A 20,311-nucleotide genomic window follows, 5' to 3' on the forward strand; every position below is an offset into this window, starting at 1 on the left:
ACCGGGAGCCGTTTTTCAGCCAGGCGTGCGGGACAGTGCTTTCCTTATAGCGGAACGGTTCTCGGGAAGGGTTCCCTCCGCGTTTCCGGAAAGATGACAAACGGACGCGCGACCCTCATTTCCCGCCCGTCCGGAAACACTGCACAACCTCTTGAAATTCTATTGAGCGTACGAGAGGTGAAAGGCCGTGGACTGGTCCCGTAATCTTGTGGTCGTCGTGAGCCCCGATTCCTTCATTCGCGGGCTCGGGCGCCGAATCGTGGACGACGTGCTGAACGCCGGCTGCGAGGAGGTGGCGGCACGGGTCGTCCAGCCGGGAAGTCTCCTGCTCGACGTCATCTACGACGACCTGGCCCTCAGGAGGATCCACTTCGGGACCTACCGGTACCGCGCGATCGACGCGCTGTACCGGCTCGGGCCCTCACTGGCGCTCCTGCTGACCGGCGGGCCCGACATCCACCGGCGCTTCACCGAGATGAAGGGCTCCGGACCGCTCGAACGGGCCTCCCCCTCCTCCCTGCGGCTGCGCTACGGGGCGGTCAACACGATCCTCGGCCTGCTGCACGCCTCGGACAGCCCGCAGGAGGCCGAACTGGACTGGCGGACGTTCTTCGTCAGGGAGTGGGGCAACCTCGGCCGCGGCGAGCTGCCGGAGAGCCACGCCCAGCTCGCGACGCCGGGGGCCCGCACCCTCGCCTCCCTGCTCGACAGAGCGCCGGGAACCGGGGAGAACCGCGGCTTCCTGCAGGTGAGAGACCAGTTCAGGAGGGTCCTGATCGCCCACCTGTGGGAGCTCCTACCGGACTCCGAGGCCGCCTCCGTGGCCCACGACCTCGCCGGGACGCCAAAGACCCCGCTCGACGACGAGCTCGTCGCCCGTGTCGCGAAGAGCCTGGACGGCTCCGCCGACCTGCTCCTGCGCCGGGCCCTGGGCTCCACGTTCACCCCCGAGGGGCCACCGCTGGACACCGACCGGCTGTGGACCGCGCTCCAGGGTTACGGAATCAGGGTCGACCCCTGGTCCAGGGCCGTCCTGGCGACCTCGCAGTACTTCCCGCCGGTGGCCTATCCCGACCCGGTCGCGGGCGGTGACGCGCGTGGGTGAGAGCGCCTCCGCACGGATGTGGACGAGCGCCCAGGAACCGCCGGAGGACTCCCCCGAATGGGTCTCCCGGGAACGGCGGCGAATCCGTGACGCCCTGCTCTCCACCCATCCCTTTCCCTACCCCTGCCACTTCGGCGCCATCGGCGAAGCCGCGGGAAACAATTACTACACGTTCATGAACCTGCGCCGGGACTTCTCCGGCGAGGTGGCCGCCGTGGCCCGCGACCTCGCGCATTTCATCGGGATCCAGCGCGGTTCCCCCGAAGAACGTCTTTCGTTCCTCCTCATGGTCGGCCCGCCGTCCGGCGAACGCGACTTCGCAGGGTACCGCGCCCTTTTCTGGAAGGTCCTTTCCGGCCTGCATTCGTCTGACAGAGGACCACGCCCCCCTGACGTTCCCGACGACCCCGACGACCCGAAATGGGATTTCAACTTCGGCGGCGAACGGCTCTTCGGTTTCGGCATGTGCCCGGCCTACGGCCCCCGGCGCAGCCGGGCCCTGGGGCAGTGCCTCCTCATCGCGATGCAGTCCCGGAGCGTCTTCGGGAACATCGGCGGTTCGACGGCGGCGGGGCGCGCGGCCAAACGGCGCATCCGCCGGAGCCTGTCCCGGTACGAGGACGTTCCGCTGCTCTCGGACGCCGGAGACGGCCTGGGATCGACGGCCGAGAAGTGGAAGCAGTACTTTCCCGAGATCGACGGACGGCCGCTGACCGGCGGGTGCCCCATCCGATGGGAGCGGCGTTGAGGGCCGGGGACGGGGCGCGGCTCGTCGTCGACGAGGTCCTGCCGCCGCGCTGGCCCGACCTGACCTTCCTGACCTCGCCCGCGTGGCTGGAGATGATGGGGGACAGACCGCCGGGCCGGGGCCACTACTTCCGGCTCGTGCGCGACGGCGTCACCCTCGCCGCGACCACGGGATACCTGATCGAGGACCCGGACTGCTACGAGTCGTTCAACCTCCACGAGCTGATGTGGCGTGATCCGCCCGTCTTCCCCGACCAGCGGCGCCCGCCCGGCGAGGCCCCGGAACGCTCGCTCTGCTTCCCGTTCCTGGCGATCGTGCAGCCCGGCTACGACGCCGGCGTGGTCGGCCCCGGCGGCCCCTCACCCGAGCGGGTCGGCGATCTGCTGGCCGCCGTCACGGCGTGGGCGCGGGAGGCCGGTGCGGTCTGCGCGGCGGTGCTGTACGCGGCGGGTCCCGCGCTGTGCTCGGCGCTTTCTGCCTCCCCCGCGTGGTCGCGGATCCCCGGCACGGTGCGGTCGGTCCTCGACGTGCCGCGGGGCGGGTTCGACGAGTACGTCGCCCGGCTCCCCAAGACCAGCCGCCAGAAGGTGCGGTGGGACCTTCGCGACCTCGCCCGCGCCGGAGTGCGCACCGCCCCGGCGCCCGCGGACGTCCCCGGCGCGGCGGAGATCCGCCTGCGGATGAACCTCGTCGGGAAGTACGGCGGGTACAGCACGCCGGAGACCGAGTGGTCCAGGCTGGAGCGGCTCACCTCGCTCTTCCCGCCGCAGCGCCTCCGGCTGTTCCACAGCCGCTCCGCCGGCGACGAACTGCTGGCGTTCAGCCTGTTCATCCGGTACGGCGAGCAGTGGCACGTGTTCTGGTGCGGTTTCGACTACGAGAACCCGGCCTGCCGCAGGACCTACTTCGACGTGATGTTCTACACCCCGGTCCGTGCCGCGCGGGAGGAGGGGGTACGGACGATCGACTACGGGCTGGGCTACGAGCGGAGCAAGAAGTGGCGGGGATGCCACGGGGCGAGGCGGGACATCTGGGTCACCGACCTCCGCGGAGGACTCACCCCGTGGATCGAACGTGCCGCACGCCGGGACGACCCGCCCTGAGAACCACCCGGCAGCACCCCCCGACAGCACAGCGAGTGCACGGCGAACTGGAGACGCAGACTTGGATGTCATTGCCGCGCGAGAAACCGAGCGAACTCCCGTGCTGGCCGAGGAGGTCTTCGCGGCCGGATACGACTTCATCACCGGCGTGCCCGACTCCCACCTCGCGGGTTTCCTGAGCGGGCTGGCGGAACACCCCCGCGCCGCCGACCGCTACCTGCCCGGGACGCGGGAGGACAACTGCGTCGCGCTCGCGGCGGGCGCGTACCTGGCGGGCGCGACACCCCTGGTGTTCATGAAGAGCGCCGGGCTCGGGACGTGCGTCGACGCGCTGACCAGCCTGGCGCTCGTCTACCGCGTCCCTCTGGTGCTGATGGTCTCCTGGGCCGGGCACGACGGCCGGGACGTCCCCCACCACAACGTCATCGGCGGGCCCGCCCCCGCCGTACTGGACGCGCTGGGCATCCCCGTACTGCGCTGCCGGCTGGCCGACCCGGCGCAGGTGGCGGAGCGGTTGCGCGCGGCCCTGCGCACCGCGCGTTCCTCCCGGATCCCCGTCGCCGTCCTGTGCGCGCCGGAAGGGGCGTGAGCGGCGGATGCTGACCAGAGGCGAGGCGCTCACCCGCGTCACACGGGCGGCCGACGCGGCGGACGCGGCGGTCTTCACCGGCAACGGGCTCATCCCCCGCGCGCTGTACGCGCTCTCCGACCGGGCGGAGAACTTCTACATGATGGGCAGCATGGGGCTCGCCCTCCCCATGGCCGTCGGGTTCTCGAAGCTGTCCGGGGCGGTGGCCTTCGCCGTCGAGGGCGACGGGAACACCCTCATGGGGCTGTCGGCGGCGCCGCTGGCCGCGGCCGCCACCGGCCCCCTGGTCCACGTGGTGCTGGACAACGGGATGTACGAGAGCACCGGCGGGCAGGGGTCACCGGCGCCCCGGTTCTCCTTCGTCAAGATGGCCGAGGCCTGCGGGTACTCGACGGCCGTCTCCGTGGCCGAGGGCGACGCGCTCTCCCTGGCGCTGTCCGCGGCGGTCGGCGGAGGGCACGTCGGCCTGGTCCACGTCCTCGTCGCGACGGACGGCGGCCCGCCTCCGCCCCGGGTCCCCTTCCACCCGGCCGAGATCACCGAGAGGTTCATCGCGCGGTTCCGTGAAGACGTTTCCCGGCAGGAGACAGCCCAATGAACGAGTTACGCATCGGCATAGGCGTGCACAGCCCCATCACCGCGTTGCTCGCGGAGGAGGCCGGGGCCGACGTCCTGTGGCTCGGCAGCCTTGAGATGTCCGCCAGCCGCGGTGTCCCGGACCGGGAGGTCCTGGAGGTCACCGAGGTGGCCGCCATCGTCCGCTCGGTGCGGGCCGTGACGTCCCTGCCGATCTACGTCGACGCCGACACCGGCAGGGGCAGCGACGAGGTCGCCGTGCTCGCGACCAAGCTCTACGAGGAGGCGGGCGCCACCGCCATCTGCGTCGAGGACAACGTCTTCCCCAAGCGGAACTCCCTCGACGACCGGTTCAGCGGCCGGGAGCTGCTGGGCGCCGAGGCGTTCGCCGAGCGGATCTCCGCCATGGTGGCCGCCCGCCGTTCCATCCAGGTCATCGCCAGGACCGAGGCCCTGGTCGCCGGGCACGGGGCCGACGTGGCGGTGCGGCGGCTGCGGCGCTACGCCGCGGCGGGCGCGGACGCCCTGTTCGCGCAGGCCAACCGGGCCAGCGCCGACCAGTTGCTCCCCGTCGTCGAGCGGATCGCCCCGCTGCGGCCCATGGTGCTCGCCCCCACCGTGCTGCCCGGCGTGGACGCCGAGGCCTTCGCCGCGCACGGCCCGGTGACCGTGATCTTCGCCAACGTCGTCATCCGCAACCTGGTGGCGCAGACCTCCCGGGTGCTGCGCGACCTGATGGCCTCGCGGCGTCTGGAGAACGTCCTTCCCGACCTCGCCGGGGTCGAGCGGCTGTTCGAGCTTGCCGAACACGGCCACGCGACCGACCCGCCGCCCGCGACCGGCGTCCCCGTTCCCGAGCCCCGGCCCCGGATCGAGGAGCGCGCGGCCCGCCCCTCCGACGTCGAGACGGCCAGGGTCAGGATGACCGAGGCGGCCTTCGACTACTGCGCGGGCGGCGCCGGGGACGAGTCGGGGATGCGGCGCAACGTCGAGCGCCTGGACGCCCTGACGCTCACACCGCGTGTGCTGCGGGACGTCTCCACCCGCAGCACCCTGACCGAGCTGCTGGGCACCCCGCTCTCCGCGCCGCTCCTGGTCACCCCGATGGGGTTGCAGGCCCTGTGCCACCCCCGGGCCGAGGTGGCCACGGCCGCCGCCGCGCATTCCCTGGGGCTCGGCTTCACCCTGTCCATGTTCAGCTCCCGCCCGGTCGAGGAGGTGGCCGAGGCCGCCCCGGACCGGCTGTGGCAGCAGGTGTACCTGCTGCGGGAACGCGAGGTGAGCTGGTCCCTGGTCGGCCGGGCCGAACAGGCGGGCGCCAGGGCGGTGGTGTGCACCGTGGACGTCCCGCTGGTCGGCCGCAGGAGCCGCGACGCCCGCAACGGGTTCCGGCGGTTCGACACGGCGCCGCCTGCGATCGTCCAGGACCCGTGCTTCGTCGACCTGCTCGCCCACCGGCGGCGCCGGGACCCCTCCCTGACCCCCGCCGGTCTGGTCGCCGAGCTGTTCCCCGATCCGGCCGTTTCCTGGGCGGACCTCGCGGAGCTGCGCTCCCGCACCCGGCTCCCGCTCGTCGTCAAGGGCGTCCTGCACCCCCAGGACGCCCGGCGGGCCGTGGACGCAGGCGCGGACGCGATCCAGGTGTCCACGCACGGCGGCCGTCAGTCCGACCGGCACGTGGCCGCGGCGGACGCGCTGCCCGCCGTCGTGGCGGCGGTCGGCGACCGGGTGCCCGTGCTGTTCGACTCCGGGGTGCGCACCGGGGCACACGTGGCGACCGTGCTGGCGCTCGGCGCGCGGGCCGTCCTGGTGGGCCGTCCCGTGCTGTGGGGGCTGGCGGCGCGCGGCCAGGAGGGGGTTGAGGGCGTCCTGCGTTCCCTCACCGAGGAACTCGACCACACGATGGCCCTCCTCGGCGCCCCCGCCGTCGACGGCCTCGACCGGGAACTGATCGGGGTGCGGGAGTGGGCGTGAACCAGGGACAGACGAGCGGCACCACGGCCGGCACCACGGTCGGTATTACGGCCAGCACCACGGCCCACCAGCACTGGGACCAGGTGTGGCGGACCGGCGACGGGCGTGCCGACTGGTCGACCGTCGACCCCTGGGTCGCCGGCACCGTAGGCCTGCTGCGTGAACGGCGGGCGCGGACCGTGCTCGACCTGGCCTGCGGGGTCGGCAGGCACGCGGTGTTCCTGGCCCGGTCCGGCTTCCGCTGCTGGGCCGTCGACGCCAGCCCGACCGCCGTCGAGCACACACGCGCGGCGGCCGAGCAGGCCGGGGTCGACGTGGACCTGCGGATCGGCCAGATGAACCGGCTCCCCTACCCCGACGGCCACTTCGACTACGTGCTGGCCTACAACGCGATCTACCACGGAGACCCGGAGGCGGTGCGGGCGACCGTCCAGGAGATCCACCGGGTGCTGCGGCCCGGCGGGCTCTACCAGGTGACGATGCTGTCGCGGCGCAACCGGGGCTACGGGCAGGGCGTCGAGGTCGCGGAGGGGACCTTCGTACGGCCCGACGCCGACGACGACAAGGTGCACCCGCACTTCTACTGCGACGCCGCCGGGCTGGTCACGCTGAACCGGCCCGCGGAACCCCTGTCGATCCACGACGCGGAGCACTCGGCGCCGGGGTCCTTCCACTGGCACTGCCTGTTCGAGACGCCCGCGGGGCCGGAGCGCGGATGACCCGGGAGCCCAGGACCACCCTGCTGTCGCGGATGGCGGACCGGCCGCAGCTGCGGCCCTTCCGGATCCGGGACTTCAGGTACCTGTGGGCCGGGTTCGCGGTCTCGCTGCTCGGGGACGGCATGATGTTCGTGGCGCTGCCGTGGCTGGTGCTCTCCATGAGCAACACCGCGACGGCGCTGGCGTCCATCGGGGTGGTGATGGCCCTGGCGGCACTGCCCGCCGCGCTGGTCGCCGGGGCGCTCGTGAACCGTTTCGGCGCCCGGCGGGTGATGCTGGCCGGTGACCTCTGCCGGGCGGTCACGCTGGCGGCCCTCGGCCTGCTGGGCATGGCCGGTCTCCTCAACGGCTGGTTGCTTCTGTGCGGGCTGGCCCTGTTCTCCGCCGCCGAGGCCGTCTTCGTCCCGGCCTTCGCGACGATGGTGCAGTCCCTGGTCCCTCCCGAGCACCTGGTGGGCGCCAACTCGGCCGACCAGGCCATCCGGCCCCTGATGTGGCGGCTGGTCGGCCCGGTGGCCGGCGGCGCCCTGGTGGCGAACTACAGCGCGGACTGGGTGCTCCTGCTGGACGCGGGCACCTTCGTCGTCTCGTTCCTGTTCCTGCTGCGGGTCGGCGCCGAGCGGGATCCCGGCCCCGGGGACGGCGCGAACCTGCTGGCCGACGGCCTCGGCGGCTGGCGTTACGCGTGGAGGCACCGCTGGCTGCTCTACGCCTTCTCCGCGGGCGCGGTCGCGGTCGTCTGCGTCATGGGGCCGTGGAACGTGCTCGTCCCCTACGTCCTGCGCAACGAGGTCGGCGGCGGCGCCGAGATGTACGGCCTCGTCCTGGCCGTCGGCGGGGTCGGCCAGGTCGCGGGCGCCCTCCTCGTCGGAGGCAGGCCACTCGACAGGCGGACGCTGCCGTTGCTCTACCTCGCGTGGGGGGTGATGGCGGGCGGCCTGGCGGGATTCGCCGTCCACTCGTCGCCGTGGCCCGCGCTGGCCGGCAGTTTCGTGATCAACGCGGCGCTCGCCGTCTCGACGGTCCTGTGGGGGGCGCTGTTGCAGAGCGCCGTGCCACGCGACCAGGTGGCGCGCGTGTTCGGCATCGACTGGGCCCTGTCCCAGGTGCTGGTGCCCATCTCGTACTCCGTCGCGGGGGCGCTCGCGGACACGACGTCCACGCGTACGGCCCTGCTGGTGGCCGCGGTGGGCGGCCTGGTCTGTGTCCCGGCGATGCTGATCGTCAAGTCGGCCCGGCGGATGCCGGAGGTGAGGGGTGTATGAGCGACACACTCGTTGAGGCGCTGGCACGGCGTTTCTCCTGGCCGGACGGCTGCGGCGTGGTGCTGGCCGGCTCCACGGCCGAGGGCGTGGCCATGCGCGGTTCCAACGTCAACGTGCTGGTGGTGGACGCGCCGTACGGCTGGGCGCCACCCGGTGACGGCACGCCGTGCGTGGTGCGGCCGATGAGCCTGTGCCTGAACCACATCTACTCCTGCGACCCGGTGATCAGCCTTGAGGTGCTGCGTCCGCTGGACGGCCTGGCCGAGCTCGCGGCCGGGATGTCCCGCGTCGGGGACCCGGGCACCCCGGATCTGGAGCTGCCCGTCCTCGACGTGCTGGAGATCAGGCTCCTGTCCCGGCTTCGGGGCGGCCTGGTCCTGCACGGGGACGAGACGGTCGAACGCTGGCGGAAACGGATGGAGCTGGGGTGGCTGCCCGCGTTCCACTGCGCCACCACCTACCTGACCGCGCTCCACTTCCATCGCAAGGCCGCGACCGCCCAGGCCGACGGGCTGCCGCTCGACGCCTCGGTCCAGTTGCGCCTGGCGGTCGAGCACCTGCTCGTCAGCGCCCTGGCCGCCGACGACCGTGTGCTGCACGAGGTCAAGAACCTCGGCAGGCACCTCACCGCGGACCTGTCGGCCGCCGTGGACAGGCCCCGGCTGCTCGTGGAGGCCGGCGCCCTGCTGCGCCGGGACATGACGGCCGTACCCGAGCTCTTCGCACGGATCGAGGAGCTGGCGGCGGGCCTGCTGGACTGGCTGCCCGGCACGGAGCACGGCGCGACCGCGGCCCGCTACCTGCGCGGTCAGGGGCTCGGGGGGCGTCCGTGACCACGCCGGCCTCCCACGTCCCCGCGCTTCCGCCCGTCGTCCGCCAGGTCGTGGACGGCCTCGCCGGCTCGCCCGTCGTCCGCTCCGTCCGGATCGCGGGCTCACGGGCCCGCGGCAGGCCGACCAGCCCGGACAGTGACTGGGACATCCTCGTCTACGTCGAGGAGGTGCCCTCCGAGGCGGAGCTGCGCCGCCTGCTGCCCGCTCTCCCCTCGGGGAGCGAGCCGGTCGAGCTCGTCACCGCCAACCTCGGCCACCCGTTCCAGGAGTCGGAGTTCTCGGTGCCGGTCTCCCCCAGGATCGACGTCTGCCTGCGCCCGCTGGCGAACCTGGAGGCCGAGCGGGAACGGGCGGACAGGGGGGCCTTCCTCGTCCACTCCTACCCCAAGATCCACAGCGGTGTGCCGTCCTACATCCTGCTGAGCGAGGCCGCGCTCTCGGTCTCCGTGCACGGTGAGGTCGGGCGGCCCCCCTGCCCCGTCGCGCTGCGGGACAACGCCGCCGCCTGGTGGCGCGGGCGCGCGGCGTGCTGCCTGCTGCTGGCGACCGACCACGTCAGGGCGGGAGAGACGATCGGCGCCCTGGGGCACGTGCTCGCCGCCGCCACCTCCCTCGCGCACGCGCGGCTCATCGGCCGGGGGTACTGGTACCCCATCACGAAACGCCTGCTCGACGAACCGGGCGCGCTGCCCGACGGCGCCCGCCGCGGCCTTGAGGACCTGTCCGCCGGCCTGATGACCACGGCCTCGGTCGACCGGATCGCCGGGGACATGGCCCTCGACCCGGAGGACGGGCTCGAATGGCTGGCCCAGGGCCGGCACATGGGAGTCGAGTGATGCCCGCGAAAAGCACATCGACGACCCGCGACCACAGAAGCTGGAGATCTCGTGCCCGACGCCGGACTGTACGACTGTGACACGCACTTCACCGACCACCTTCCCGAGATCTGGGAGGACATCGGGTTCACCGCCGCCGAACGCCCCGAGGTGGTCGTCGAGGCGGGGGTGACACGGCTCCGGCTCGGAGACCGTGTCTTCCCCAAGCCGAGCGGCCCCGGGCACGGCAACCCCAAGGGCCTGGGCCACCTCATCGGGCCGGGCCAGGACGAGGACAGGGCCGCCTTCACCGGCAAACACGGCATCGCCGCGGCCGTCCTCCAGCCCGGGTTCGTCGGCCTGTCGGTACAGGCCGTCGAGGACGAGCAGACGCGCCTGCGCCTGCTCGACGGGTACAACCGGCTGGCCTCGCGGGCCTGCGCCCGGTCCCGCCTGACCCTGAAGTGGGCCTTCCTCGCCTCCGCCGAGGACCCGAAGTGGAGCGAGGAGACGCTGCGGGGGTACGCCGACGACCCGCACCTGGTCGCCGTCGTGGTACGGCCGACCGCCCGCACCGCCACGGCGCGGCTGAACTCCCCGGACCTCGCCCCGCTGCTCGGCACGGCGGCGCGGCTGCGGCTCCCGCTGGCCGTGCACGGCGGAACCGGCTGCCACCAGTGGTCGCCGCTGGCGGACGCCTACGACGACTACGCGATGACCCACGCCTTCGGGCACATGGGCGAGCAGATGATCGCGCTGGCCGACCTGGTCACCCGCCCCGACGGGCTGCCCGACGGCCTGCGGGTGGTCATGCTGGAGTCCGGCATCGCCTGGATTCCCAGCGTGCTCGGACGGCTCGCGAGCCACACCAGGCGGCTGGCGGGGGACGTGCCGGACCCGGTCGAGACCTTCCGCGAGCACTTCGCCGTGGTGCCCGACCCCGGGGAGGAGCACGTGCTGTGGGCCGCTCGTCAGCTCGGCGCGGAGAGCATCCTGTTCGGCTCGGACTACCCCCACTGGGACACCGTGGAGTCCGGTGGCTGGCTGGCGAAGTTCTCGGGCCTCTGCCCCCCTGACCTGCTGGCCGCCAACACCTCGCGGTTCGTCCCGCGCCTGGTCGGGCGGGCGGCGGGTGATCCGCGATGACGCCCCCGCCCCTCGTCCCCGCCGGGGACCGCCCCGTCCGTGTCCTGGTGGCCGGTTGCGGCGACCTCGCCGTACGGGTGCTGCACGGGCTGGCGAACGCGCCGTCCCCCCGTCGTCTCGCGATCCTCGGACGTGATGGGGAGGCTGTCGTCCGTACGGCCAACATGGTGGCGCTCTCGGCCGCCCAGCTGGGCAGGCACTGGCCGGTCGAGCCCCTGGTGGCGGACCTGGACGACACCGCGCGCACGGCGGAGGCCCTGGCCGGGTTCGCCCCGGACATCGTGTTCGCCGCGGCCAGCCTGCAGTCCTGGCACGTGCTCTCCGAACTGCCCCGGGACCGTTTCGCCCGTGTCGGCGCCGCCCGCTTCGGACCCTGGCTCCCGATGCACCTGTCCCCGGTGCTCGGCCTCATGAGAGCCGTACGGCTCGCCGGCAGTCCGGCGGTCGTGGTCAACGCGGCCTACCCCGACGCCGTGCACCCGGCGCTCGCCGGGGTGGGGCTGAGCCCCCACCTGGGCATCGGCAACGTGGCCAACTCGGTCCCCGCGCTGCGGGTCATCGCGGCCCGGCACCTCGGCTGCCCGCCGGAGGAGGTACGGCCGCGTTTCGTGGCGCACCACTTCGTCGGGCACCGGCTCTCCCGGACCGGGGACGGCGGCGGCGCCGCCTACCACCTGACGTTCTGGCGGGACGGCGCCGACGTCACGGCGGCGCTGCCTCCCGAGGACGTCATGTTCGCCCTGATGCGTACGCAGTACCGCCGTACCGGCGGCCGGGAGGGGCAGGTCATGACCGCGGCGTCGGCCCTGAGCGTGCTGGAGCCTCTGGCCACCGGCACCGGCGCCGAGGTGCACGCCCCCGGCTGGGCGGGCCTGCCCGGCGGCTACCCGGTCAGGATCACCCCGGACGGCACGGAGCTCGACCTGCCGCCCCGGCTGTCGGAGAAGGAGGCCGTGGAGATCAACCTCGACGGCCAGCGTCACGACGGAATCGCCCGGATAGGGGCCGACGGCCTGGTGGAGTTCACCGAGGAGTCGACGGAGATCATGCGGGCGGAGCTCGGATACCACTGCAAGCAGCTCGCGCTCGACGACGCCGGGCAGGCCGCGGCGGAACTCGCCGCCCGATACGCGGAGTACAGCCGACGATGAGCGATGAGCCGGTACAGACCCTCGTCCTCGACCACATCGGTTACCGGTACTACCGGGACACCGACGGCCGTGCCTTCCTGCCCGCCTCCCGCAACCGCGTCCGGCTCGTCACCGACATCCGCAAGCTGGACCAGGCCCGCGGTGACGAACTCGCGGGCGTCGTCGGCGTCCCGCGCGGTGACGAGACCCTCCTTGAGGCCGCCGCGCACTTCCTGGACGGCGTCTCGGAACGCCCGACCCAGCGGATCGTCGCCATCAGCGAGGGCCTGCTGCTGACCGCCGCCAGGATGCGGGACCGGCTGGGCGTGCCCGGCCCGACGGAGCACCAGGTCCTGGGGTACCGGGACAAGGTGGTCATGAAGGAGCGGCTTCGGGAGCGCGGCGTGCGCGTCCCCGACTTCGCTCCCTTCACCGAGGCGAACGCCCTGGAGCTGCTGCGCAGGCACGGCGCCGTGGTGGCCAAACCGCGGCGCGGGGAGAGCTCCGCCGGGATCGTCTTCCTCGACGACGCCGAGGACGTCCGCCGGTTCGCCGCCACGACCTCCAAGGACGAGCTGGCCCGCTACGAGGTGGAGGAACGTGTCGACGGGCGGCTGTTCCACATCGACAGCGTCGTCCGTGACGGGGTGCCGCTCGCCGCGGTGGCCGGGCGGAGCGTGGAGGAGACGACGTCCTACCGCCGCCTGGAGGCGTTCCGCGACGTGGCCGTCGGGCCGGGCGCGACCCTCGATCGGCTGCTCGCCTTCAACCGCCGGGTCCTCGCCTGCTACCCCGACTTCAGCGGCGTCACCCACCATGAGGTCTTCCTCACTCAGGACTCCGGGGGCTCCGGGGACGAGGTCTGTTTCTGTGAGATCGGCGGCCGCGCGGGCGGCGGCGGCATCATCCCGGGGTTCCGGTCCCGGACCGGTGTCAACCTCGACGAGGTCGTCATCCGCTCCCAGCTGGGGCTTGAGGTTCCCCGGCCCCCTGACCCGGCCCCGCACCTGACCGGTTACGCGCTGGTCTACGCCCCCGCAGGACGGCTCGACACGGACCTGACGCCCCCGGCCGAGGACTGGATCATCGACACCCAGCTGCGCTTCCAGGTCGGCGACGTCATGCCGCGGCCCGCGGCGTGGAATCAGGCGGCCGTGACGGTGACCGTACGCGGTGAGACGGAGGCGCAGGTCCAGGCCCGGCTCGACGAGGTGATCGAGCTGACGCTGAGGCGGCTGCGCGGCCAGGAGCGGAGGTGAGACGGCGTTGGACACCGAGTCGGACACCGGGTTGGACACCGGGTTGGACATCGAAAGGCTCGCTCTCGTCGTGGCCCGGCGCGCGGCGGCGGAGATCGAGGACACCGCGCGGGAGACCTACCGGGTCACGCGCAAGAGCACCGAGCAGGACCTGCTGACCGAGGCGGACCTGAGGTCGGAGTCGGTCATCATGGACCTGCTGCGCACGGCCAGGCCGGACGACGCGGTCCTGGCCGAGGAGTCCGGCTACCAGGCCGGGCGTTCCGGGGTCACCTGGATCGTCGATCCGCTCGACGGCACCGCCAACTTCGTGCGGGCCTCGCCCCACTACGCGGTGAGCGTCGCGGCGGTCTCCGGCGAGCGCTGGCTGGCCTCCGTCATCGTCCGGCCCGCCGACGGGCAGTGGATGGCGACGCTCGACGGTTCGCTCGACGGCAGCTTCACCCGGTCGCCGGGCCCCGCGGAGCGGCACGTCCGGGTCGCCGTGGCGCTGCCGTACGGGGCCGAGGAGCTCAAGGAGGCCCACGGCATCCTCCGGCTCGTCGGCAGGCGCTACCAGGTGGTGCGGACCGGTTCGGCGGCCTGTGACCTGCTGAGGGTGGCGGCCAGGACCCTCGACGCCCACATCGCGGTCGCCCTCCCGTGGTGGGACACGGCGGCGGGACACGGCCTGGTCCGCGCGGGCGGCGGCACCGTGACACGCGGCCGCTCCCTGCGGCGCACCCGGATCGACATCGCCGGGGAACCGGCCGTGGTGCGCGCGCTGCTCGGCCTCCTGACCGAGCACCGCCACGTGGTGGGGTGACGGGAATGGCCCACACCCGCGCCGGGCGGCCCGTGCTGCTGCTCGTGACGAGCCGCAGGCGGCGTTTCACCCGTCACCTGCTGGAGCGGCCGGACATCGGCACGGTGCTGCTGTGCACAGGGGCCACGGCGGGTACGGTGCCGGACGGCGTGCCCTGTTTCGTGATCGACGAGGACCGGCCGCTGGCCGGGGAGGTGACCCGTTACAAGAAGTGGGCCGCCGGGCTCGGGGCCGTCCCCACCCACTTCTGCAACCCCGACGAGACGCTCCAGCCGCTGACGCACCGCTTCGCCGCGTTCGCCGGGCTGCCGCACATGACCCGGGACCAGGTCCGCCTGGTCACGGACAAGGTGGCGATGAAGGAGCTGTTCGCCGCCGCCGGGCTGCCCGCGGCGCGCTGGCGCGCCGTCACCTCGGCGCAGGAGGTACGGGCGTTCGCCGACCGGCACGGATGGCCCGTCGTGGTGAAACCGGCCGTCTCCGGCTCCAGCGTGGACGTCTGGAGGTTCCACTCCCACGAGATGACCTCGGCCGCCCGGATCATGGCGGTACGGCCCCGGCGGCGGTGGATCGTCGAGGAACACGTGGCGGGCACCGAGCACCAGCTGTGCGCCCTCGTGCACCGCGGCGAGGTCCAGGACGCCTTCGTCGCCGTCAACCCGGCCCCCATGCTGGAGACGCTTGAGGGCGCGATGAACGCCGACATCACCCTGGCGCCGTCGGAGCCCAAGCCCCTCGACCCGAGGAAGGTGGCGCAGCGGATCTCCGACGCGCTGGGTTATCGCGACGGTTATCTCCACGCGGAGTTCTTTCTCCGGCCGGACGGTTCCCACGTCATGGGTGAGATCGCGGCGCGGCTGAGCGGGGCCTGGTTGCCGGAGAACCACGGCCTTTCCCACGGGTTCGACATGCTGGCCGCCGTCGCGGACGTCTATGTGGGACGGCGTCCGAAACTGGCGTACACCCTCGACAGGTCGGTCGGGGATCTTCTCCTTCCCGCCCGCCGTGGCCGCGTGCTGGACATCTCCCCCATAGAAGACCTTCTTTCCCTTCCCGGGGTCATCTCCGGCGAGGTCACGGCCTCGGTCGGCGACCGTCTCGAACCGGCGCGCGCCTCGAACGCCTGCACCGGATATCTGCACATAGCGGGAAGGGATTCGAAAGAGGTCAGGGAGCGCATGGAAAACGCGCTGTCCGAATATCGTCTGGTGACAACAGAATGATTCCACCGATAAATCATCGTCACATGTGTCGTTCAGGGCTTTTTCCGGCCGGTCGGCCGGTCCGCTGGCGACCGGCCGCGGCGGCCGTGTAGAAAAGCACCTGAGACCCGTACCCGACGCGGCCAGAAAGGACATTCGATGGTGGCAAGTGTCGCTGTTCTGTCCGATATTCACGGGGTGTTGCCCGCGCTTGAGGCCGTGCTCGCCGAACCCGAGGTGATGACCGCCGACAGGATCGTCGTCACCGGCGACCACGCCGCGGGCCCCCAGCCCGTCGAGGTGCTCGACCGGCTCCGCGAGCTGGGCGACAGGGCGGTCCTGGTGCGCGGCAACGCCGACCGCGACCTGGTCGCGTTCGCGCGGGGAGAGGGCGTCGAGGACGCCTGGGAGATCGACCTGTGGGCCGCGCGGCAGCTCCGCGACGAGGACGTCAAGCTCCTGGCCGACCTGCCCCACCCGGTCACCATGGAGGTCGAGGGCTTCGGCAAGGTCGTCTTCTGCCACGGGACCCCGCGCGACGACAACGAGGTCGTGCTGGTCGACACCCGGCTTGAGCGCTGGGCGGAGGTCTTCGCCGACCTGCCCGGCGACGTGCGCACCGTGGTGTGCGGGCACACGCACATGCCGTACATGCGGCTCGTGGACGAGCGTCTCGTGGTGAACGCCGGAAGCATCGGCATGCCCTACGGCCGCACCGGCGGTCACTGGCTGCTGCTGCGCGACGGCCAGGTCCAGATCCGCCGCACCCCGTTCGACCTCGACGACGCCGTGGAGTCCGTGGTGCGCAGGTCGGGCTACCACGACTGCCGCTCGTGGGCCGAGCACTACATCCACGCCGTCACGACGGACGCCGAGGCCGTCACCGCCTTCGGCCCGCGCGACGGCCGTACGGCCTGTTGAACGCCACCAGCCGGTCACCGAGGGGACTTCTGCGGTACAGGACGTGCCGCCCGTCACGGACCCGGGTGACCAGGCCGGTGCCGTACGGCACGCGCAGGTGCTGGGAGACGGCGTTCGGGGTCACCCCCATGCGGCGGGCGAGTTCGACCGTCGGCGACGGCTCCTCAAGCAGGCCGAGCAACGTGGCCCTGGGCGCGCCCAGCAGCGCCGCCAGGGCGGTGGCGTCCGGGGGTGGAGCCGATCCCATTAAGTCCCACCCTGCGTTGCTTGGCCGTTCGCGCCGGGTGGCGTGGACTTCTCACGTGGGCTCCTCCGGGGCGGGGAGCGCCGGACCGAGCGAGAGGAAGAGGACATGGAGGGGTTCGATCCGCGCACGAGCTTCGGCCGTGAGGTGTCCATGCGCTACGACGCCGAGGACACCCGTGGTGACGAGGAGCGGACGGTCGCGTTCCTGGCCGGGCTCGCTGCCGGGCGCGACGCACTGGAGTTCGCGGTGGGCACCGGCCGCGTCGCCCTGCCGCTGGCCGGAAGCGGGATACGGGTCGACGGCGTCGAGCTCTCACCGGACATGGTGGACCGGATGCGCGAGAAGCCGGGCGGCGACCTGATCGAGGTGACCATGGGCGACATGTCCACCGTCACCACCGGACGCCGCTACGGCCTGGTCTACCTGGTGTACAACACGATCGGCAACCTCCTCACCCAGGACGGCCAGGTCCGCTGCTTCGAGAACGCGGCCCGGCACCTGGCCGAGGACGGGGTGTTCGTCGTGGAGTGCCGGATACCGACCGCCCCGGCGCGCCCTCGTCACCAGTACGTCGACGCCGAGCACGTCGGGGTCGACCACGTCGGCCTGGACGTGTGCCGCTACGACCCGGTGACGCAGATCCTCGACGAGAACCACGTCAGGATCAGCGCCGAGGGCATCGTCCTCAGTCCCATCAGGCTCCGCCTGGCCCATCCGCCGGAGTTCGACCTCATGGCCCGGATCGCGGGTCTCCGGCTGCGCGAGCGCTGGGGAGGCTGGGAACACGAGCCGTACACGGCCACGAGCCGGCGGCACGTCAGCGTCTACGAACACGCCGGGTGAGCCGGGGCGGTCCGGTCACGCCGGCGTCCGGTCCGTGAGGAGGGCGGCGAGGGCGGCCAGGGCCTTGTCCGGGTCGGCGGGCCTGCGGCCCTGGGCCGTCTCGGCGTTGCCGCCGCCCCGGCCCTCGGGCAGCGCTCTGACCAGGTCCGCGGCGGCCAGTCCCCGGGTACGGCCCGCGGCGTTCACGGTGACCACGAGGGCCGTTCCTGACAGCACCGCGGCGACGCCCGGCCGGTCCTCGGGCAGCGCCGTGCCGACGCGCTCCGCCAGGAGACGGGCGTCGGTCTCCGTGGTGCCGGTGGCCAGCAGGACGTCGCCGTGGACGGTCGCGGTCGCGGCGACCTGACCGGCCTCGACGGTCAGGAGCCGGTCGCGGAGCCTGGCCGTCTCACGTTCGCTCTCCCTGAGGCGTTCGGCGAGGGCGGCGACCCGGTCGGCGACCTCCGCGCGGGGGGCGTTGAACTGCTCGGCGATCCGGGAGACGAGGTCGCGCTCGCGGGCGAGGTAGCGGAAGGACTCGATGCCGGTGACGGCCTCGATGCGGCGCTGCCCCGAGCCGACCGACGACTCGGTGGTGACGGCGACGCCGCCGATCTGGGAGGAGCGGTCGACGTGGGTGCCGCCGCACAGCTCCCGTGACCAGGCGCCGCCGATCTCGACGACCCGGACCGTCTCGTCGTAGGTCTCGCCGAACAGCGCCAGCGCCCCGATCTCACGGGCCTCCCGAAGGGGCATGTGGCGCACCTCGACCGGCAGGTCCCCGCGGATCGCGACGTTGGCGGCGTCCTCGATCTCCCCGCGGGCTCCGGCGGGCAGGGCGCCGCGCCAGGAGAAGTCCAGGCGCAGGTGGCCGGGCCGGTTGTAGGAGCCGGACTGCAGGGCGGCCGGGCCGAGCGTGGCGCGCAGCGCGGCGTGCACGACGTGGGTCGCCGAGTGGGCCTGGCGGGCGCCCGCGCGCCACTCGGGGTCGACCTGGGCACGTACGGGCTGTCCCGGCGCCAGTTCCCCGTCCAGGACGCGCACCTGGTGCACGACCAGCCCGGGGACGGGGCGTTGCACGTCCAGCACCTCGGCGGACAGGCTCGGGCCGTGCAGGGTTCCCGCGTCGCTCTCCTGGCCGCCGGACTCGGCGTAGAACGGGGTGCGGTCGAGGACGACGCCGACGATCTGGCCCGCGACGGCCGTGGCCACGGGCGCCCCGTCGCGGAGCACGGCCAGGACCGTCGAGTCGGTGGTCAGCGTCGTGTACGCCTGCCAGTCGGTGGGGCCGTGCTCGTCGAGGAGGGCGCGGTGCAGTCCGGTGTCGGCGTGGCCGGTCTTCCTGGCGCGGGTGTCCTCACGGGCGCGGCGCCGCTGCTCGGCCATCAGCTCCCTGAACCCGGTGACGTCCACGTCGAGGCCGTGTTCGGCGGCGATCTCGACGGTCAGGTCGATCGGGAAGCCGTAGGTGTCGTGCAGCTTGAAGGCCGTGCCCGCGGGCAGCCGTTCCCCGGTCCGGGTGATGGCCCGGTCGAGCAGCGCGCTGCCCTGGCGCAGCGTCGAACGGAAGGTCTCCTCCTCGCCGTAGGCGTAGGCCGAGATCCGGTCGAAGTCGGCGGCCAGCTCCGGGTAGGAGGGCGCCATGCAGTCGCGGGCCACCGGCAGCAGTTCGGGCAGGACCGGGTCCTCGTAACCGAGCAGCCGGACGGCGCGGATCGCCCGGCGCAGGATCCGGCGCAACACGTAGCCACGTCCCTCGTTGGAGGGGGTGACGCCGTCGCCGATCAGCATGAGCGCGGTGCGGACGTGGTCGGCGACGACCCGGAGCCGGACGTCGTCGGGGTGGCTCTCGGCCGCGGACGGCCCGGAGCGCACGCCGTACCTGGTTCCGGTCAGCGCCGCCGCGGCGTCCAGGACGGGCCGGGTCTCGTCGGTCTCGTAGAGGTTGTCGACACCCTGGAGCAGCGCCGCCATGCGTTCCAGGCCCATGCCGGTGTCGATGTTGCGGGAGGGCAGCTCGCCGAGGATCGGGTAGTCCTCCTTGCCGACGCCCTCGCCCCTCTCGTACTGCATGAAGACCAGGTTCCAGAATTCGAGGTAACGGTCCTCGTCGACCTCGGGCCCGCCCTCTCGCCCGTAGGCCGGGCCACGGTCGTAGTAGAGCTCGGAGCAGGGCCCGCACGGCCCGGGGACGCCCATGGACCAGAAGTTGTCGGCCTTGCCGCGCCGTACGATGCGGGCCTCCGGCAGGCCGATCACGTCCCGCCACAGGGCGTGGGCCTCGTCGTCGTCCAGGTAGACGGTGGCCCAGATCCGGTCGGGGTCGAGGCCGTAGCCTCCCTCGGCCCGAGGCTTGACCGTCAGGTCCCAGGCGAGCCTGATCGCCTCCTCCTTGAAGTAGTCACCGAAGGAGAAGTTGCCGCTCATCTGGAAGAACGTGCCGTGCCTGGTGGTCTTGCCGACCTCGTCGATGTCGAGGGTGCGGATGCACTTCTGCACGCTGGCCGCCCGGGGGGACGGCGGTGTCCGCTGCCCGAGGAGGTAGGGCTTGAACGGCACCATGCCCGCGTTGACGAACAGCAGCGTCGGGTCGTCGGCGGGCAGCGGCGCGCTGGCGGCCACGGTGTGCCCCGCCGCCGCGAAGTGCTCAAGGAACCGCCGTTTGACCTCCGCCGTCCGCACTTGCCCTCCCGAATACCGCCAGACTTTGCAATTGCAAATTTGTTGCAACAAGGCATCGTACAGCCGCCGCCGGAACCGGAGGCCATCTTCAGCGCATCAACGGCTTCGTGCAATGATGACCGGCGAAGGCGAGCGCGGACGAGGAAGCCGGTGCGAATCCGGCGCGGTCCCGCCACTGTGATCGGCGAGCGGACCCCCACGAGGTCACCGCCCCCTGCGGGGTGGGAAGACGGGGGCGAGCATCGACCCGAGAGCCAGGAGACTCACGCGGTCGCCTCCTCGACGAACTGGGGCGGATCTCCCCGGAGAGGAGCGGGTCGGCCGATGGATGACCTCGCGTGGCGACGACCGCACGAGCCCTCCGCGCCGG

Annotated in this window: 19 protein-coding genes and 1 riboswitch; of the genes, 17 read left to right on the forward strand and 2 right to left on the reverse strand. The window is 72.6% G+C overall.

Features of this window, described 5'->3' with window-relative positions; all coding sequences use genetic code 11:
* Positions 1-217: 217 nt before the first annotated feature.
* From ABZ463_RS14440 to ABZ463_RS14515, 16 genes are all read left to right on the forward strand, one after another.
* On the forward strand, positions 218-1,105 hold the full coding sequence (locus ABZ463_RS14440; protein ID WP_352011871.1) for a nucleoside-diphosphate kinase: 888 nt from the start codon (positions 218-220) through the stop codon (positions 1,103-1,105).
* Complete coding sequence (locus tag ABZ463_RS14445; protein ID WP_362776194.1) at positions 1,098-1,853, forward strand: YqcI/YcgG family protein; 756 nt, start codon at positions 1,098-1,100, stop codon at positions 1,851-1,853. The genes ABZ463_RS14440 and ABZ463_RS14445 overlap by 8 nt, the downstream gene beginning before the upstream one ends.
* Positions 1,838-2,956: a GNAT family N-acetyltransferase gene (locus ABZ463_RS14450; RefSeq protein WP_362776196.1), complete on the forward strand. Its 1,119-nt coding sequence runs from the start codon at positions 1,838-1,840 to the stop codon at positions 2,954-2,956. Before ABZ463_RS14445 ends, ABZ463_RS14450 begins: the two co-directional genes overlap by 16 nt.
* 61 nt (positions 2,957-3,017) lie before the next feature.
* Positions 3,018-3,545 carry a thiamine pyrophosphate-binding protein gene (locus ABZ463_RS14455; RefSeq protein ID WP_352011868.1) on the forward strand — a complete coding sequence of 176 codons (528 nt, stop codon included), beginning with the start codon at positions 3,018-3,020 and terminating at the stop codon, positions 3,543-3,545.
* A 7-nt stretch (positions 3,546-3,552) separates the two neighbouring features.
* A complete protein-coding gene (locus ABZ463_RS14460) occupies positions 3,553-4,143 on the forward strand; it encodes a thiamine pyrophosphate-dependent enzyme (protein ID WP_352011867.1) in 591 nt (196 codons plus the stop codon).
* The gene (locus ABZ463_RS14465; RefSeq protein ID WP_362776199.1) at positions 4,140-6,095 is read left to right on the forward strand and encodes an alpha-hydroxy-acid oxidizing protein; all 1,956 of its coding nucleotides are present in this window, start codon (positions 4,140-4,142) and stop codon (positions 6,093-6,095) included. Before ABZ463_RS14460 ends, ABZ463_RS14465 begins: the two co-directional genes overlap by 4 nt.
* Complete coding sequence (locus ABZ463_RS14470; RefSeq protein ID WP_362776201.1) at positions 6,092-6,814, forward strand: class I SAM-dependent methyltransferase; 723 nt, start codon at positions 6,092-6,094, stop codon at positions 6,812-6,814. Before ABZ463_RS14465 ends, ABZ463_RS14470 begins: the two co-directional genes overlap by 4 nt.
* Positions 6,811-8,079, forward strand: coding sequence for an MFS transporter (locus ABZ463_RS14475; protein ID WP_352011864.1), 1,269 nt, complete (start codon positions 6,811-6,813; stop codon positions 8,077-8,079). Before ABZ463_RS14470 ends, ABZ463_RS14475 begins: the two co-directional genes overlap by 4 nt.
* On the forward strand, positions 8,076-8,912 hold the full coding sequence (locus tag ABZ463_RS14480) for a hypothetical protein (protein ID WP_352011863.1): 837 nt from the start codon (positions 8,076-8,078) through the stop codon (positions 8,910-8,912). Before ABZ463_RS14475 ends, ABZ463_RS14480 begins: the two co-directional genes overlap by 4 nt.
* Complete coding sequence (locus ABZ463_RS14485) at positions 8,909-9,748, forward strand: nucleotidyltransferase domain-containing protein (protein WP_362776204.1); 840 nt, start codon at positions 8,909-8,911, stop codon at positions 9,746-9,748. Before ABZ463_RS14480 ends, ABZ463_RS14485 begins: the two co-directional genes overlap by 4 nt.
* 51 nt (positions 9,749-9,799) lie before the next feature.
* The gene (locus ABZ463_RS14490; protein WP_352011861.1) at positions 9,800-10,873 is read left to right on the forward strand and encodes an amidohydrolase family protein; all 1,074 of its coding nucleotides are present in this window, start codon (positions 9,800-9,802) and stop codon (positions 10,871-10,873) included.
* Positions 10,870-12,024, forward strand: coding sequence for a hypothetical protein (locus ABZ463_RS14495; protein WP_362776206.1), 1,155 nt, complete (start codon positions 10,870-10,872; stop codon positions 12,022-12,024). The genes ABZ463_RS14490 and ABZ463_RS14495 overlap by 4 nt, the downstream gene beginning before the upstream one ends.
* Positions 12,021-13,262: a hypothetical protein gene (locus tag ABZ463_RS14500; RefSeq protein WP_362776208.1), complete on the forward strand. Its 1,242-nt coding sequence runs from the start codon at positions 12,021-12,023 to the stop codon at positions 13,260-13,262. Before ABZ463_RS14495 ends, ABZ463_RS14500 begins: the two co-directional genes overlap by 4 nt.
* A 7-nt stretch (positions 13,263-13,269) precedes the next feature.
* Positions 13,270-14,067 carry an inositol monophosphatase gene (locus tag ABZ463_RS14505; RefSeq protein WP_362776210.1) on the forward strand — a complete coding sequence of 266 codons (798 nt, stop codon included), beginning with the start codon at positions 13,270-13,272 and terminating at the stop codon, positions 14,065-14,067.
* A 5-nt stretch (positions 14,068-14,072) separates the two neighbouring features.
* Complete coding sequence (locus ABZ463_RS14510; protein ID WP_352011857.1) at positions 14,073-15,290, forward strand: ATP-grasp domain-containing protein; 1,218 nt, start codon at positions 14,073-14,075, stop codon at positions 15,288-15,290.
* A 138-nt stretch (positions 15,291-15,428) separates the two neighbouring features.
* The gene (locus ABZ463_RS14515) at positions 15,429-16,190 is read left to right on the forward strand and encodes a metallophosphoesterase family protein (RefSeq protein ID WP_362776212.1); all 762 of its coding nucleotides are present in this window, start codon (positions 15,429-15,431) and stop codon (positions 16,188-16,190) included.
* Here the strand turns inward: ABZ463_RS14515 and ABZ463_RS14520 are convergent.
* Positions 16,150-16,437 (reverse strand): winged helix-turn-helix domain-containing protein, encoded by a 288-nt coding sequence (locus ABZ463_RS14520; RefSeq protein ID WP_362776214.1) that lies wholly within the window; start codon positions 16,435-16,437, stop codon positions 16,150-16,152. The two genes, ABZ463_RS14515 and ABZ463_RS14520, sit on opposite strands and share 41 nt — an antisense overlap.
* Positions 16,438-16,542: 105 nt before the next feature.
* On the opposite strand from ABZ463_RS14520, the gene ABZ463_RS14525 reads away from it, so the two are divergent.
* Positions 16,543-17,280: a class I SAM-dependent methyltransferase gene (locus tag ABZ463_RS14525; protein ID WP_362776216.1), complete on the forward strand. Its 738-nt coding sequence runs from the start codon at positions 16,543-16,545 to the stop codon at positions 17,278-17,280.
* Between the two features lie 15 nt (positions 17,281-17,295).
* Here the strand turns inward: ABZ463_RS14525 and alaS are convergent, their stop codons facing one another.
* Entirely contained in the window at positions 17,296-19,941 is a 2,646-nt protein-coding gene (gene alaS / locus ABZ463_RS14530) for an alanine--tRNA ligase (RefSeq protein WP_362776217.1), read from the reverse strand.
* Between the two features lie 138 nt (positions 19,942-20,079).
* Positions 20,080-20,206, forward strand: a riboswitch (cobalamin riboswitch).
* Positions 20,207-20,311 lie beyond the last annotated feature (105 nt).

Origin of the sequence: Streptosporangium sp. NPDC020145 (assembly GCF_040631275.1) — a bacterium.
GTDB lineage: Bacteria > Actinomycetota > Actinomycetes > Streptosporangiales > Streptosporangiaceae > Streptosporangium.

What these genes read in the sequence shown, in the direction of transcription:
- ABZ463_RS14450 (WP_362776196.1), top strand. Translation starts at nt 1,838, where the DNA reads ATGGGAGCGGCGTTGAGGGCCGGGGACGGGGCGCGGCTCGTCGTCGAC.
- ABZ463_RS14460 (WP_352011867.1), top strand. Translation starts at nt 3,553, where the DNA reads ATGCTGACCAGAGGCGAGGCGCTCACCCGCGTCACACGGGCGGCCGAC.
- ABZ463_RS14465 (WP_362776199.1), top strand. Translation starts at nt 4,140, where the DNA reads ATGAACGAGTTACGCATCGGCATAGGCGTGCACAGCCCCATCACCGCG.
- ABZ463_RS14475 (WP_352011864.1), top strand. Translation starts at nt 6,811, where the DNA reads ATGACCCGGGAGCCCAGGACCACCCTGCTGTCGCGGATGGCGGACCGG.
- ABZ463_RS14480 (WP_352011863.1), top strand. Translation starts at nt 8,076, where the DNA reads ATGAGCGACACACTCGTTGAGGCGCTGGCACGGCGTTTCTCCTGGCCG.
- ABZ463_RS14495 (WP_362776206.1), top strand. Translation starts at nt 10,870, where the DNA reads ATGACGCCCCCGCCCCTCGTCCCCGCCGGGGACCGCCCCGTCCGTGTC.
- ABZ463_RS14500 (WP_362776208.1), top strand. Translation starts at nt 12,021, where the DNA reads ATGAGCGATGAGCCGGTACAGACCCTCGTCCTCGACCACATCGGTTAC.
- ABZ463_RS14510 (WP_352011857.1), top strand. Translation starts at nt 14,073, where the DNA reads ATGGCCCACACCCGCGCCGGGCGGCCCGTGCTGCTGCTCGTGACGAGC.
- ABZ463_RS14515 (WP_362776212.1), top strand. Translation starts at nt 15,429, where the DNA reads ATGGTGGCAAGTGTCGCTGTTCTGTCCGATATTCACGGGGTGTTGCCC.
- ABZ463_RS14520 (WP_362776214.1), bottom strand. Translation starts at nt 16,437, where the DNA reads ATGGGATCGGCTCCACCCCCGGACGCCACCGCCCTGGCGGCGCTGCTG.
- ABZ463_RS14525 (WP_362776216.1), top strand. Translation starts at nt 16,543, where the DNA reads ATGGAGGGGTTCGATCCGCGCACGAGCTTCGGCCGTGAGGTGTCCATG.